Origin of the sequence: Microbacterium sp. B35-30 (assembly GCF_010634855.1) — a bacterium.
Classification (GTDB): Bacteria; Actinomycetota; Actinomycetes; order Actinomycetales; family Microbacteriaceae; genus Microbacterium.
In genome coordinates this window covers 1-14952 of the sequence record NZ_MWLQ01000031.1, presented here as the reverse complement: position 1 = coordinate 14952, position 14952 = coordinate 1, and the positions used below count along the sequence as shown (strand labels likewise).

Annotated in this window: 12 protein-coding genes; 8 read left to right on the top strand and 4 right to left on the bottom strand. The window is 71.5% G+C overall.

Features of this window, described 5'->3' with window-relative positions; genetic code table 11:
- Positions 1-255: 255 nt before the first annotated feature.
- From B2K11_RS16460 to B2K11_RS16430, 7 genes are read left to right on the top strand one after another with little or no spacing between them, the layout of a single operon-like run.
- On the top strand, positions 256-1872 hold the full coding sequence (locus B2K11_RS16460) for an ABC transporter substrate-binding protein (protein WP_163619845.1): 1617 nt from the start codon (positions 256-258) through the stop codon (positions 1870-1872).
- A gap of 36 nt (positions 1873-1908) precedes the next feature.
- The gene (locus tag B2K11_RS16455; protein ID WP_163619843.1) at positions 1909-2865 is read left to right on the top strand and encodes an ABC transporter permease; all 957 of its coding nucleotides are present in this window, start codon (positions 1909-1911) and stop codon (positions 2863-2865) included.
- A gap of 11 nt (positions 2866-2876) precedes the next feature.
- The gene (locus tag B2K11_RS16450; protein ID WP_163619841.1) at positions 2877-3854 is read left to right on the top strand and encodes an ABC transporter permease; all 978 of its coding nucleotides are present in this window, start codon (positions 2877-2879) and stop codon (positions 3852-3854) included.
- Positions 3851-5509, top strand: coding sequence for an ABC transporter ATP-binding protein (locus B2K11_RS16445; protein WP_163619839.1), 1659 nt, complete (start codon positions 3851-3853; stop codon positions 5507-5509). Before B2K11_RS16450 ends, B2K11_RS16445 begins: the two co-directional genes overlap by 4 nt.
- Positions 5510-5534: 25 nt before the next feature.
- Positions 5535-6407 carry a DUF1684 domain-containing protein gene (locus B2K11_RS16440; RefSeq protein ID WP_163619837.1) on the top strand — a complete coding sequence of 291 codons (873 nt, stop codon included), beginning with the start codon at positions 5535-5537 and terminating at the stop codon, positions 6405-6407.
- Positions 6404-7489: an LLM class flavin-dependent oxidoreductase gene (locus B2K11_RS16435; RefSeq protein WP_163619835.1), complete on the top strand. Its 1086-nt coding sequence runs from the start codon at positions 6404-6406 to the stop codon at positions 7487-7489. The genes B2K11_RS16440 and B2K11_RS16435 overlap by 4 nt, the downstream gene beginning before the upstream one ends.
- The gene (locus tag B2K11_RS16430) at positions 7486-8958 is read left to right on the top strand and encodes an MFS transporter (protein WP_163619833.1); all 1473 of its coding nucleotides are present in this window, start codon (positions 7486-7488) and stop codon (positions 8956-8958) included. The genes B2K11_RS16435 and B2K11_RS16430 overlap by 4 nt, the downstream gene beginning before the upstream one ends.
- 81 nt (positions 8959-9039) lie before the next feature.
- On the opposite strand, the gene B2K11_RS16425 is transcribed toward B2K11_RS16430, so the two are convergent.
- The 4 genes from B2K11_RS16425 to B2K11_RS16410 all read right to left on the bottom strand — a co-directional run bounded on the left by B2K11_RS16425 (position 9040) and on the right by B2K11_RS16410 (position 13744).
- Positions 9040-10719, bottom strand: a complete 1680-nt coding sequence (locus B2K11_RS16425) for an LLM class flavin-dependent oxidoreductase (protein WP_163619832.1) — start codon at positions 10717-10719, stop codon at positions 9040-9042.
- A gap of 91 nt (positions 10720-10810) precedes the next feature.
- Positions 10811-11803 (bottom strand): ABC transporter substrate-binding protein, encoded by a 993-nt coding sequence (locus B2K11_RS16420; RefSeq protein WP_163619830.1) that lies wholly within the window; start codon positions 11801-11803, stop codon positions 10811-10813.
- 50 nt (positions 11804-11853) lie between these two features.
- Positions 11854-12663, bottom strand: a complete 810-nt coding sequence (locus tag B2K11_RS16415) for an amino acid ABC transporter ATP-binding protein (protein WP_163619828.1) — start codon at positions 12661-12663, stop codon at positions 11854-11856.
- 1 nt (position 12664) lies between these two features.
- Positions 12665-13744, bottom strand: coding sequence for an amino acid ABC transporter permease (locus B2K11_RS16410; RefSeq protein WP_163619826.1), 1080 nt, complete (start codon positions 13742-13744; stop codon positions 12665-12667).
- Between the two features lie 196 nt (positions 13745-13940).
- Here B2K11_RS16410 and B2K11_RS16405 point away from each other — a divergent pair.
- Positions 13941-14952, top strand: a 1012-nt coding sequence (locus B2K11_RS16405) for an LLM class flavin-dependent oxidoreductase (protein WP_163619824.1), incomplete at its 3' end; no start/stop codon positions are given.

Sequence of the window (14952 nt, the reverse complement as noted above, 5' to 3'; positions counted from 1 at the left end):
GGAACCGCGAACGCTGCAGTTTCCTGCGAGCACTGCGGCGCGCGCCGCAGCGCTCGCAGGAAACGGCAAGCGCCACGCGGAGCCGGCCATCGCCAACCGGCGTATGACGCCACGTGACGGCGTGTGAACACGCGCGACTCCGATTTCCGCCGTGTGACGAGGCGGATCGAGGTGTGCCGGGCCTCTCCGAGACGCTGAGACCACGAGCCCGGCAGCCTGCCGCGACTCGCCCGCCACAGCTTTCTGGAGCCCCTCATGTCGTTCACCCGACCACGTACCGCCGCCATCGCGGCGATCGGCGCCGTCGCGCTCGCGCTCACCGCATGTGCGACCGGAGCCGGCGACGCCGCCCCGACCCCCTCCGCCGAAGCGGAGCCCGTCGCCGGCGGCAACCTCACGTTCGCGATCTCGGTCGACAGCCAGTGCATCGATCCGCAGCAGGTCGGCAACAACGACGCGATCGCGATCGCGCGGCAGACCGTCGCGTCCCTCACGATCCAGGACCCCGAGACCGGTGACATCCTGCCGTGGCTCGCCGAGGACTACGAGGTGAACGCCGACGCCACCAGCTTCACCTTCACGCTCCAGGACGGCCCGACGTATGCCGACGGGGAGCCGATCGACGCGGCATCCGTCAAGACCAACTTCGAGGCGATCGTCGCGCTCGGCGCGAAGGCGAGCCTCGGCTCGTCGTACCTCGCCGACCTCGAGAGCGTCGAGGTGGTCGATGAGCACACCGTCACCATCAACTTCTCGGAGCCGAGCGCGCAGTTCCTGCAGGCGACCTCCACGTTCTCGCTGGGTCTGCTGTCGCCGGCGACGGCCGCCGTCAGCCAGGCCGATCGCTGCCTCGGCGATTTCATCGGCTCGGGTCCGTTCTCGGTGCAGAGCTACACCCCCAACGAGGGCGCGGTGCTCGAGCGCCGCGAGGGCTACGAGTGGGGCCCGTCGACCGCGGGCCACACCGGTGAGGCGTACCTCGACACGATCACGTACAAGGTCATCCCCGAGTCGGGCAACCGCACCGGCAGCCTGCAGTCCGGCCAGATCGACGCCACGACCGGCATCGCCACCGTCGACGCCGTGCTGTTCGAGGGTGAGGACTTCTGGTCGCTCAACCGCGCCAACCCCGGCTCGGTGTACAACCTGTACGCCAACCAGTCGACCGAGAAGCTCGCCGACGAGAGCGTGCGCCTCGCGATCCAGAAGGGCATCGACCGCGAGCAGATCACCTCGACGCTGCTCGGCCCCGACGACCTGCCCGCCGTGTCGCCGCTCGCATCGTCGACGCCCTACTTCACCGACCTCAGCGACGTGCTCGAGTACGACCCCGAGGCCGCCGCCGATCTGCTCGACGAGGCGGGCTGGACCGAGGGCGACGACGGCATCCGCGAGAAGGACGGTGAGAAGCTCAGCTTCCACGTGACCTACTGGCAGTCGCCGAAGGAGGTGCTCGAGCTCGTGCAGCAGCAGCTGCGCCAGATCGGCGTGGACCTGCAGCTGACCTTCGCGAGCATCGCCGACGTGCAGGCCGCGAACGCCGACGGCACGTACGACTTCTCGTACGGCAACCTGACGCGGGCCGACCCCGACGTGCTGCGGACCGTCTTCTCGGTCAACGGCACGAGCAACTCCACCAAGCGCACCGAGCCCGCTGAGGTCGACGAGCTGCTCGACGAGCAGGCCGCGATCATCGACCCGGCGGAGCGTCAGAAGGTCGTCGACGAGGCCGCGAGCCTGCTGATCACCGGCGGCTACTCGATCCCGATCTACCAGCTGTCGACGACCATCACGGCCGCGTCGAAGGTGCAGGGGCTGACGTTCGAGGCGTCCAGCCGCCTGGACTTCTACGACGCCTGGATCGCCGAGTAGAGCCCGACGGGCATCGAGAGGATGAGGAGCGAGATCATGTGGGGGAACTACATCGCCCGGAGGATCGGGCAGGGCCTGGTGGTGCTGTGGGCCGCCTACACGATCTCGTTCCTCATCCTCTATCTGCTTCCGGGCGACGCCGCCACGCTGTTCGCCGGCGGCGGCGACCAGGAGGCGATCGACCCCGCGCTCGTGGCGCAGCTGCGCAGCGAGCTCGGGCTCGACCGCCCGCTGTGGGAGCAGTACCTCGCCGCACTCGGCAAGGCGCTGACCGGCGACTTCGGGACGTCGACGCAGACCGGGCGCCCGGCATCCGATCTGCTCCTCGAGTCGCTGCCGCCGACGCTTGCGCTCACCGCGTTCGCGTTCGTGCTGTCGGTCGTCTTCGGCATCACGCTGGCTCTGGCGGCCTCGCTCGCCCGAGCGCAGTGGCTGCGCAGCATGCTCTCGTCCCTGCCGCCCCTCGGCGTCTCGGTCCCCGTGTTCTGGATCGGCCTCCTCCTGCTGCAGGCGTTCTCGTTCCGGCTGCGACTGTTCCCCTCGATGGGCAACGAGGGGTTCGACAGCCTCGTGCTGCCCGCCATCACGATCGCGATCCCCTCCGGGGCGTTCATCGCCCAGCTGCTCTCAAGGAGCCTGCGGTCGACGCTCGCCCAGCCGTACGTCGAGATCGTGCGCGCCAAGGGGGCGAGCGAGCGTCGCGTGCAGCTGGGCCACGCCTTCCGCAACGCGGCGATCCCCGCGCTCACGATGGTCGGCGTGCTCATCGGCGGACTGCTCTCGGGCGCCGTCGTCACCGAGACCGTGTTCTCCCGCCTGGGCATCGGCCGCCTCGTCGTGACCGCCGTCAACAACCGCGACGTGCCGGTCGTGCAGGCCGTGGTGGTCTTCGCCGCCCTCGTCTTCGTCGTCGCGAACCTCGTCGTCGACCTCGTCTACCCCCTCATCGACCGTCGCATCACGCTCGCCCGCACGGCGTTCGTCGCGGCCTGACAGGAGCTGCCATGACCGTCGAGAACGTGCTGTCCGCCCCCGCGCGCACCATCGAGCCGCGCGACCCGTTCATCGAGGCGTTCGTCGATCCCGACGCCGACCCGGCCGGCGGCCCCGCAGCCGCTTCGCTGGAGGAGGGGCGACAGGATGCCGGGGCCCGGCGCTCTGCGCTGAAGCCCATCGTCGCGATCCTCAGGCAGCCGACGCTGGTGGCGTCGATCCTCGTGCTGGCGCTCGTGACGCTGTGGGCGCTGGTGCCCTCATGGTTCACGGCGTGGGATCCGATCGTCGGGGTTCCGCAGGACCGCCTGCTCCCGCCGAGCACGGAGCACCTCTTCGGCACCGACAACCTCGGCCGCGACCTCTACGCCCGCGTCGTGTACGGCGCGGCGACGTCGCTCGCCGCGACCACGGTCGCCGTCGTGGTGGGACTGGCGGTCGGATCGCTGTTCGGCCTCCTGGCCGGGTTCCTCCGCGGTGTCGTCGACGACGCGATCATGCGCTTCATGGACGTGCTGCTGGCGATCCCCAGTCTGCTGCTCTCGCTCGCCCTGATCACCGCCCTCGGCTTCGGGACGCTCAACGTCGCCGTCGCGGTCGGCCTCGCCAGCGTGGCATCCTTCTCCCGCGTCATGCGTGCCGAGGTGCTGCAGATCGCCACGGCCGTCTATGTCGAGGCCGCCCGCGTCTCGGGCGTGCGCTGGTACACCGTGCTGCGCCGGCACGTGCTGCCGAACGCGTCGGGCCCGGTCATCGCGCTGGCCGCCCTCGAGTTCGGCGTCATGGTGCTGGCGATCTCTTCACTGTCGTTCCTCGGCTTCGGCGCGCCGCCGCCCACCCCGGAATGGGGCTCGCTCGTCGCCGGAGGTCGCGATTACCTCGCCGTCGCGTGGTGGCTGACCACGCTTCCGGGGCTCGTGATCGTCGCTGTCGTGCTGTCGGCCAACCGTATCTCGCGGGCTCTCGAGCGCAACGGAGGGATCCGATGACCGCGCTGCTGGAAGTGTCCGGACTGTCGGTGTCGTACGCGCTCGGCGGCGTGCCGCGCCCGGCCGTCCGCGATGTGAGCTTCACGGTCGACCGCGGCGAGGTCGTCGCCATCGTCGGGGAGTCCGGCTCGGGGAAGAGCACGACCGCCCACGCGGTGATCCACCTGCTCGCCGGAAACGCCTCCGTCGACGCCGGCACCATCCGCTTCGACGGCGCCGATCTCACCGCACTGTCGCCGCGGGCGTGGCGCGACGTGCGCGGCCGCCGTATCGGCCTCATCCCGCAGGACCCGACGACGAGCCTCAACCCGGTCAAGCGCGTCGGCCGCCAGGTGGGCGAACCGCTCGTCGTGCACGGCCTCGCGACACGGCGCACCGCCGACGCGCAGGCGGTCGAGCTGCTGCGCCTCGCCGGCATCGGCGAGCCCGAGGCACGCGCACGCCAGTTCCCGCATCAGTTCTCGGGCGGCATGAAGCAGCGTGCGCTCATCGCGACCGCGCTGGCCGCCGAGCCGCAGCTCGTGATCGCCGACGAGCCGACGAGCGCCCTCGACGTGACCGTGCAGAAGCAGATCCTCGACCACATCGACACGCTCGCGTCGACGCTCGGCACCGCGGTGCTGCTCATCACGCACGACCTGGGTGTCGCGGCCGACCGCGCCGACCGCATCATCGTGATGCAGAACGGCGAGATCGTGGAGACGGGCCCGGCGCGGTCTGTGCTGGAGGATCCGCAGCATCCGTACACTCGGGCGCTCATCGCCGCGGCGCCGGGACTTCGCACGACCGCGGGTTCGCGCGGCACGGACTCGAGCTCCGTGCGCACGGCCGCGCGTGCGCTGCGGCCCGCGACGGATGCCGGCACCCCCGCTCTTCTCGAGGTGACGGGACTGCGCAAGGAGTTCGCCCTCCCCGGGCGTGAGAAGCTCGTCGCCGTCGACGACGTGTCATTCCGCATCGACCGCGGTGAGACGCTGGCGATCGTCGGCGAGTCCGGGTCGGGCAAGAGCACGACGGCGCGCCTGGCACTGCGGCTCGAGAAGCCCACGGCAGGCGGCATCCGATTCGACGGCACCGACATCGTCGCCGCGACCCGGGAGGAGCTGCGCACGCTGAGGCGCCGGTTCCAGCTCGTCTATCAGAGCCCCTTCGCGTCGCTCGACCCGCGGTTCACGATCGCCGACGTCATCGACGAGCCGCTGCGCGCGTACGGCGTCGAGAAGGCTGAACGCGCGCGCCGCGTGCGCGAGCTCATCGACCAGGTCGCGCTGCCGGCGGGGACGGCCTCGCGACGCCCCGCCGAGCTGTCGGGCGGTCAGCGCCAGCGCGTCGCGATCGCTCGGGCCCTCGCTCTGCACCCCGACCTGGTGGTGCTCGACGAGGCCGTGTCGGCGCTCGACGTGTCGGTGCAGGCGCAGATCCTCGACCTGCTGGCGGCCATCCAGCGCGATGTCGGGGTCTCGTACCTGTTCATCAGCCACGACCTGGCCGTGGTGCGCGAGATCTCCGACCGCGTGGCGGTGATGCAGCACGGCCGCATCGTCGAGCAAGGCGCCACCTCGCGCGTGCTCGGCGCCCCGAGCGAGGCGTACACGCGCCGACTCATCGACGCGATCCCGGGATCGACGCTGTCCGCGTCGGTGCCGGTCTCCTGAACCATCACGAGAAACCGAGGACGACATGACCACCATCACCCCCACCGACATCGACCGCGCGCAGTTCGGGCGCGAATGGGAGGACTGGCACCGCGGCCACGAGACCCGCCGGGCGGACACACTCGGCTTCTTCGCGATCACAGGACTGCACTGGCTCGGCAGCGAGCCGATCACCCTGCCGGGGGCGCCGGGCACGTGGAGCCTCGGCGCCGACGGCGTGGTCGTCGAGCTCGCCGAGGGCGAGACGCTCACGCTCGACGGCGCGACGATCACCGGCACGCACGCGTTCGGCGAGATCCCGGAGCGCGGCAGCGTCACTCCGACGTTCACCGACGACGACGTGGCCGGTGCGGTCGAGATCGCGATCCGCGGCGGGCATACCATCCTGCGTCCGCGCCGCGCCGACCACCCGTTCCTGGCCGAGTACTCGGGCACGCCGACGTACGTCCCGAACCCACGCTGGCGCGTGACGGCACGTTTCCGGCCGTTCGATGCGCCCCGCCCGACCGAGGTGGGCGCTGCCGTCGACGGCCTCACCCACGTGTACGACGCCCCCGGCGTGCTCGAGTTCTCGTGGCGCGGCGAGGAGTTCACGCTCACCGCCTTCGACGGCAAGGCCCCCGGCGCCCTGCTCGTGCTCTTCACCGACGCCACCAGTGGGCTCACGACGTACGCCGCGAACCGCTCGGTAGGCATCGACGCGCCGGATGCCGACGGCTGGACCACCATCGACTTCAACCGCGCCGTCAACCTGCCGTGCGCGTACACCGACTTCGCGACGTGCCCGCTGCCCCCGGAGGGCAACCGCCTGCCGGTCGGCATCGAGGCCGGCGAGAAGACGCCGCTCACACGCGTGCGCTCCATCGATGCGCTCGTCGCGCCGGGGGGCGCCGCATGAGGTTCCAGCTGCTCGATATCGTCCCGTACCGCGCCGACCCCATCACCGGCCGCCAGGTCTCGCCGTCCGAGCGGTTCGACGAGACGCTCCAGCAGGCGATCCGCGCCGAGGAGCTGGGATTGGATGCCGTCGCCATCGGCGAGCGCCATGCCGGGCACTTCATCTCGTCGTCACCGACGGTGCTGCTGGGCGCGATCGCGGCCCGGACCTCCCGCATCCGTCTCAACTCCGGCGTCACTGTGCTCTCGGTGCTGGACCCCGTCCGCGTCGCCGAGGACTACGCGACGATCGACCAGCTGTCGGGCGGCCGGCTCGACCTCACGATCGGCAAGGGCAACGAGGTCGCGCAGTTCCCGCTGTTCGGGCTCGACATCGACGACCAGTGGGAGCTGCTGGCCGAGAAGTACGAGCTGCTGCGCACGCTCTGGCGCGAAGAGGACGTCACGTGGCCGGGCACCGAGTTCACCCGTCCGCTCACCGGCGTGACGACGCTGCCGCGACCCTACGCCGGCGCTCCGCGGGTATGGCACGGCTCGGCGACGACGCTGTTCTCGGCAGGGCTCGCCGCCCGGTTCGGCGACCCGCTGTTCAGCGCGAACGCCATCCAGCCGCTCGAGAACTACGGCGTGCTCGTCGACCACTACCGCGCCGAGTACGCGCGGCACGGCCATGACCCGGCGGGCGCGTTCGTCGCTGCGGGCGCGGGGGCCCTGTTCATCGCCGACACCACCGAGGAGGCGATCCGCGAGTACGGCCCCGTCTACAACGCGATCGTCGCCGCCACCAATGTGCCCGGGAACAACACCCCGTTCCGCGACATCGAGCACGCCGTCGCCGAGGGCCCCGCCCTCGTCGGCACGCCCCAGCAGGTGATCGACAAGATCGCGCGGTTCCATGGCCGGCTCGGGCACGACCTGCAGTCGATCAGCCTTCCGACGACGGTGCCGTTCGCGCAGCAGCTCGAGATCCTCGAGCGCTTCGCCCTCGAGGTGGCCCCCGTGCTGCGCCGGGAGTTCCCGACGGCGCTGTGGACGGATGCCGATCCGCTCGCACAGCGGGCCGCAGAGCTCGCGACCGCATGAGTTCCCAGAGCGCGGGTTCCGCGCGGCGATCCCGCGCGCAACCCGCGCTCTGGGCATGCCTGGCGGCCGGCTTCGCGACGCTGTTCGACGCCACCGTCATCACCTACGCGGCGCCCGCGGTGAGCGCTTCGCTGGGCGGATCGACGGCCGGCGTGCAGTGGCTGCTGGCGTCGTTCTCGCTCACGTTCGGTCTCGGCCTCATCCCGTCCGGACGTCTCGGCGACGTCTACGGCCGCCGCCTGCTGTTCCTCGTGGGTCTCGGCATCTTCCTCGCCGGCGGAGTCGCGGCCGTCGCCTCGCCCACGATCGTGGTGCTGGTCGCCGCGCGCTTCGTGCAGGGGCTCGGCGCCGGGGTCATCAGCGCCCAGGTGCTCGGCGCGATCCAGGACCTCTACACCGGGGTCCCCCGCCTGCGCGCCCTCGCCGCCTACACCGCGGTCGGCGCCCTGGCCGGCGTGCTCGGACCCGTGCTGGCCGCCGCACTTCTCATCGCCCTGCCCGCCGACACCGCGTGGCGCGTTGTGCTCCTGACGCCGCTCCCGCTCGTGATCGCGGCCCTCGTGCTCGGCCGGCGCGGGATGCCGGGACCGCGTGCCTCGCGTGGTGCCCTGCGCGTGTGGCTCGATCTGCCGGGCATCGTGCTGCTGTGCCTCATCGTGGTGGCGCTGACCCTGCCCGTCGTGGAGCCGGGTCTCTCCGGACTGTCGGGGCTCCTCGTCGCCGGCGCCGCGCTGGTGCTCGTGCTCGTGCTCGTCGCCTGGGAGCGTCGCTACGCGCGGCGCGGACGGCTCCCGCTGTTCGCGCCGGCGCTGGTGCGCTCTCGCGGCTTCGTGGTGGGCAACGTGGTCGCGCTGCTGTGGTTCGGCAGCGGCATGGCCGCAGGCTCCGCCGTCACTCTCTACTTCCTGCAGTCGCCCGCGCTGTCGGCGCTCGCGATCGCCCTCGTGTTCGTGCCGGGAGCTCTCGCCCGCCTGGGTGGGTCGTTGTCGAGCCTTCGCGTGGTGGGCCGCATCGGCTCGTCGGCCACGATCGGCCTCGGTCTCGGGCTGCAGGCCGCACTGTTCGCAGGGCTCGCAGTCGCGGCGCCGCTGCTCCCTGACGGCATCCTGTTCGTGGTCGCCGCCGCCGCGCAGATCGGACTCGGCATCGGCGGCGGACTCGTCGAGCCGGTGGTGCGCGCCACCACCCTCTCCTTCGCGCCGGCCGCGCTGCACGGTGTGGCCGCGTCGTTCCTCCAGCTCACGCAGCGACTGGCCGCGACCTTCCTGGTGGCCCTGGCCACCGGCATCCTTCTCACGTCCACCGGCATCTCGACCGCCGCCACCCTGCAGGCCGCCCTCGTCACGTGTGCGATCGGCTCGGTTGTGGCGCTGACAGCGTCGGCCGATCCTGCGTTCCGCAAGGCGGGGACGAGGAACGAGGTCGCTGCGCCGCTGCGGCGCGGGGCGCGGAGCGCGGCGCGGACCTGAGAGCCGGCGCTCCGTCCTCAGAACGGAACTCGAGGCCCGCGTCTGTGCGCCCGTCGTGCTGACGGTCGCCGGTCTGCAGCATCAGCCGGCCGGCGCCGCGACCGCAGGCTCGGCGGCGAGGTCGTAGCCGAAGGTGTACAGCTCGATCCAGCGTCCGGGCTGCACCTCCCACAGTCCTTCGCGCTCAGAAAGCCGCTCGAAGCCGAGCTTCGCGTACAGCGCGTGGGCGCCGGTCATCTCCGGGCCGCTGTTCATGACGACGCGGTGCGAGCCGCGCTCGCGCGCCAGGTCGATGACGTGACGGGTGAGCGCCTCGCCGATACCGCGGCCCCGCGCGGACGGGGCGACGGCCAGCTGCCGGAAGTCCGTCTCGCCGGGCTGCGCCACCTCCGCCAGCGGCCGATTCGGACGCGCGACCCACACGGTCCCGAGGATCTCGCCGCCGAGCTCAACCGCGACCCAGACGTCTCCTTCGCGCACGCGGCTCTCGACATCGCGCAGCGAGGCGACGTACTCATCCGACAGCGATCCGTAGCTCGACAGGTACGCGTCCGCGGTCACCTCGCCCGCGCGTTCGTACTCCTCGGTGCGCACGAGCCGGATGCTCCAGTCGGGAGACACGGATGCTGCGACCTCGGCGTCTTCGGCGGGCGTGGCCCTGCCCGACCAGGCCGCGGCGAGCAGCTCGTACGACCGCACGCGATCGGTCGGATCGTGCGTGACGGTGGTCACCAGGAGCTCGTCGGCGCCGGTGACGCGCTGAAGGGTCTCGAGGCGCTCGACCACCGTGTCGGGCGAGCCGACGAATTGGGTGTCGAGGCGATCGCGCACGACGGCGAGCTCGTCGGCAGTCAGCGGGTTCGCCGCAGCCTCCTCGGGCGAGGGGAAGCGGACGGCGCCCTGGCCGGCGCGGATGCTGTGCACCCATCGACCGTAACCCGCGGCGAGGCGGCGGGCTGCGGCATCCGTCTCTCCGACGACGGCGTCGACCGACACGATGACATAGGGCTCGGCGATGCGGCCCGGACGGAATGCCGCGCGGTACTCGGCGATCGCCTCGAGCACGAACCCGGGCGCCACGTGATAGTTCGCGCCAAAGGGCAGGCCGAGCTCGCCGGCGAGACGTGCACTCGGGCCGGCGGTGGAGCCGTGGATCCACACCGCGACGTCGGCGCCCTCGGCCGGCGTCACGTGGATCGACACGTTCTCGGTCGGCGTGAAGGTGCCATCGAAGAACGACAGGATGTCGACGACTTCGTCTGCGAAGCGCTCGGCGTCGGCCTCGGCGCGGCCGAGCAGGCGCGCCTGCACGACGAACCGGTCGGAGTCGAACGAGGCGAAGGGACGGGCCGCCGGCAGCAGCAGGCCGTCGACGACGCGGTCCTGCGAGGCCGCGGGCAGCGCGGTCTGCACAGCGCCGCGCGACCCCGACCTGCCGATGCCGAGGTCGAAGCGACCGGGATGCAGCTGGGCGACGACGCCGGCCGCCTCGGCGACCTGCGCCGGGGAGTAGTTGCCGATGATCGTCGCGGCCGTGCCGATGCGGATGCGGTGCGTCGCGGCCGCCACGGCCGCCAGCAGCACGTGGGGCGCGGCCCCGGCGATCCCCGGGTTGAAGTGGTGCTCGGCCACCCAATGGCGCCGGTACCCCAGGCGCTCGGCTTCACGGGCCAGCGCGATCGAGGCACGGAGGCCGTCGGCAGGCGTCTGGCCCGTACCGAACGGCGACAGATCGAGGACGGACAGCGGAACGCGGGGCATGGGTGCTCCCTCGGGTGGACGCAGGGTGGACGCCAACGGTGGACAGCGGAGGCCGGCCGGACCCGCGGAGGGTCCGGCCGGCGCGGGTTCGTCAGGACTTCGGGAGTCCGGCGGGGTTGATCTCGCTCTTCTCGATGCGCTCGGACTCCAGGTCCCAGATCTCCAGGACCTCGTCGTACTGCCCGCCCTCGATGAGAGCGTTCAGGGCGATGTTGACCGGCTCGATCAGTCCGTTGCCCTTCGACGTGGCTGCGGCGATGTTCGCCGTCAGCGGCCAGCCGCCTGGCACGAGGCCGACGACCTTGGTGTCGCCGGTCTCGCGTGCCGCCCATGCCGACGTCGCGTTGGGACCGAAGGTGGCGTCGATGCGGCCCGACTGCAGCGCGAGCACGGTCGCGGCGTTGTCGTCGTAGTACTGCAGCTCGGCGGGCTCCTCGCCGGCGGCTTCGAGCTCCTCGTTCCAGGCGAGCAGCACCTGCTCCTGGTTCGTGCCCGAGCCGACCGCGATCTTCAGCCCGGAGATGTCGGCGGCCTCCTCGATCTTCTCGATGTCGCTGTCGCTCTTCACGTAGAACCCGAGCAGGTCCTCACGGTAGCTGGCGAAGTCGTAGAGCTCTTTGCGCTCCTCGGTGACGGTCACGTTCGACGTGATGAGGTCGTACTTTCCCGACTGGATGCCGAGCGGCCAGTCCGCCCACGCGACGACGACCGGGTTGTACTCCAGGCCGAGCGCGTCGGCGATCAGCGCGCCGATGTTGGGCTCGGTGCCCGCCGGGTCGGTCTCACCCTCGGGGATGTAGCCGAGCGGCGGGACGTACGCCGAGTGCGCCACGGTGAGCTTGCCCGGCTCGACCGGCTGGAAGCCGCTCGCCTCGAGGGCCTCGACGGCCTCGGCCACGGGCTCGTCCAGTCGGACCCACTGGATCTCGTCGGTCGCGACGTTCGCCGATTCCGATGTCGCCGCGGGTGCTGCCGCCTCGGCCGGGACGTTCTGGTTGACGCCCCAGACGACGCCGCCCACGATCGCGGCGACCGCGACGACGCCGACGCCGATCGCGATGCCCTGCTTCTTGCTCAGTGCCATTGCTGTGTTTCCTTTTCTCGGGTGAAGACTCGGTTTCGAGGTCTCTCGGGTCAGGCCAGGACCTTCGCGAGGAAGTCCTGGACGCGGGGGTGCTTCGGTGTGACGAGGACCTCGGCGGGCGCGCCCTGCTCGACGACCTGGCCGCCGTCGAGGAACACGACGCGGTCGGCGACCTCGCGGGCGAACCCGACCTCGTGCGTGACGATGATGAGGGTCGTGCCGAGCTGCGCGAGGTCGCGGATGACGTCGAGCACCTCGCCGACCAACTCGGGGTCGAGCGCGCTCGTCGGCTCGTCGAACAGGATCACCTTGGGCTTGAGCGCCAGGGCGCGGGCGATCGCGACGCGCTGCTGCTGTCCGCCCGACAGCTGGCGCGGGTAGTGCGCGGCCTTGTCGGCGAGGCCGACGCGGTCCAGCAGACCCAGCGCGAGCTCGCGGGCATCGTCCTTGGACAGCCGCCCGAGGGCGATCGGCGCCTCGGTGACGTTCTCGAGGGCGGTCAGGTGCGGGAAGAGATTGAAGTTCTGGAAGACGATGCCGATCTGCGTGCGCCGCTCCAGCACCTCCCGCTCGCGCAGCTCGTAGAGCTTGCCGCCGCGCAGCTCGTAGCCGATCAGCTGACCGTCGACCGTGACCGAGCCTCGGTCGATGCTCTCGAGATGGTTGATCGTGCGCAGCAGCGTCGATTTGCCCGAGCCGCTCGGCCCGAGGATCGCGACGACCTCCCCCGGCTGCACGGTCAGATCGATTCCGCGCAGCACCTCGACGCCGCCGTAGCTCTTGTGGACGTTGTGGATCTCGACGAGCCCGCGCGTGGCGGTCGTGCTGTCGATTTCAGCGGTGATGGTGTCAGTGCTCATGTCAGCGCCCTCCGAACTTCGCGTCGTTGCCCGAACCCTGGAACGTCGCCGTCGCGACGACGGGGGCATCAACGCCCACCAGCGGTGTCGGACCGGTCTCCGAGTCGCCGAGACGCGCCCACTGCACCGCAATCCAGTGGCGGGCGCGCTGGACGGGCGTCGGCGGCAGCACGCGCACCGTGCCGCGGGCGTAGTGCCGCTCGATGTAGTACTGCGCGATGCTCAGCACCGTGGTGATGATCGTGTACCAGACCACCGCGACGAGCAGCAGCGGGATCACGCGGCTGTTGCGGTTGTAGATGACCTGCACGGCGTAGAAGACCTCGGGCAGGGCGATCACGAACACGACCGATGCGCCCTTGACCAGTCCGATCACCTCATTGGTGGCGTTCGGCACGATCGAGCGCATCGCCTGCGGCAGCACGATGCGCGTCAGGCGACGGCGGGGCGGGATGCCGAGGGCCGCGGCGGCCTCGAGCTGGCCCTGGTCGACCGACAGCAGACCGCCGCGGATGATCTCGGCCGAGTACGCCGCCTGGTTGAGGCTGAGCCCGAGGATCGCGGCCGCGAACGCGCTGATCAGCTGGACGGTGGGGAACTCGACGAGCCAGAAATCCGTCGTGAACGGGGTGCCGAGGCCGAGGGTCGGATACAGGTAGCCGAGGTTGTACCAGACGATGATCTGCACGACGAGGGGCACCGAGCGGAAGAACCAGATGAACAGCCACGCGGCCGAGTTCAGGAGCGGCGACTTGGCGAGGCGGGCGAGCGCGAGCAGCGTGCCCAGGAAGAACCCGATCGACGCCGAGACCACCGTCAGCAGCAGGGTCAGGCCCACGCCCTGGAGCACCGGCTCCGACAGGAAGTAGTGGGCGAAGACATCCCATTCGTAGTTCTCGTTCGTCACCAGCGACCACGCGAACTGAGCGACGACGAACAGCACGACGATGCCGATCGACCACCGGAACCAGTGCCGGGTGTGGACGACGGGGAGGTCGCCGAGGTCGACGCGCGACGACGCCGGCGGCGACGGCGGCGCGGCTTCGGCGGCGCCTGCCCGGCGCGGGAGTGTGTCGGTCATGAGGGGCTCCTCGGTCGGTGGCGCGGTGTCTGCGGGGTGCGCCGGTAGGCCGAAGGTAGGGCCACACGCCGCCGGCGGCCGAGCCGTCGGGGGCCCGCGGCGACACGGATCGTGACGGTCCGCAACGCGGCGTCATACTCCGGAATGCACCGACGCAGACCGGCGCCGCCTGCGCCAGCGACCTACCGTGGCTCGCATGTCCGACACCCCGTTCGCCATCGCCCTCGAGCTGGACGCCGACGGCGCCCACCCCGCGGCATCCGCCTCGCCCGGCGCGCTGTCACCGCGCCGCCTCGCGTCCCGGGTCGCCCGCTCCGAGCGCCTCGGCTTCACCGCCGCCACCTTCGCCGACTCGCCGCTGCCTGCCGGCGACACCGCCCGTCTGGATGCCGTGCAGCGCGCCGCGTTCGCCGCCCCGCTCACCTCGGCGATCGGGCTCCTCCCGGTCGCGCACGTGGCGTACAGCGAGCCGTTCCACGTCGCCACGCAGCTCGCCAGCCTCGACTGGGCCTCGAACGGCCGGGCGGGCTGGATCGCCGCGGCATCCGGAACAGCCCGCGAAGCCACCGCCTACGGCCGTCAGGCGCTGACCGACGATGAGCTGCGCCGCGAGAGCGACGACGTCATCGAGGTCGCCCGCCGCCTGTGGGACTCGTGGGAGGACGACGCGGTGATCCAGGATGCCGCCACCGGCCGCTACCTCGACGCCGACCGGCTGCACTACGTCGACTTCGAGGGCGAGAGCTTCTCGGTGAAGGGACCGCTGATCACGCCTCGGCCGCCGCAGGGACAGCTGGTCGTGGCAGCGCCCGCCGGTACAGCCGGACTCGACATCGCGCTGGTCGATGGAGCCGATGCGGCCGAGATCACGGATGCCGCCACCCGGGCGCGTGCCGCGGGCGCGGGGCTCGTCTGGGCCGAGGTCGAGGTCGTGCTCGACTCCCGCGGCGTGGCGGCGCAGCGGCGCCTCGACTCCCTCGGCGCATGGCCCTCGACGGGCCGCCTCCGGCACGTGGGCGACGCGCCGGGCTTCGTCGCCCTGCTCGCCGAGCTCGCGGCATCCGTCGACGGCGTGCGCCTGCACGTCGCCGAGCTCGGCGTCGACCTCGAGGAGGCCGGCCGCGCGGTGCTTCCCGCCCTCCGCGAGCGGATCGGATTCCGCTCCCCGCGCCCGGGCGGCAAACTCCGCGACGCGCTCGGCCTCGAGC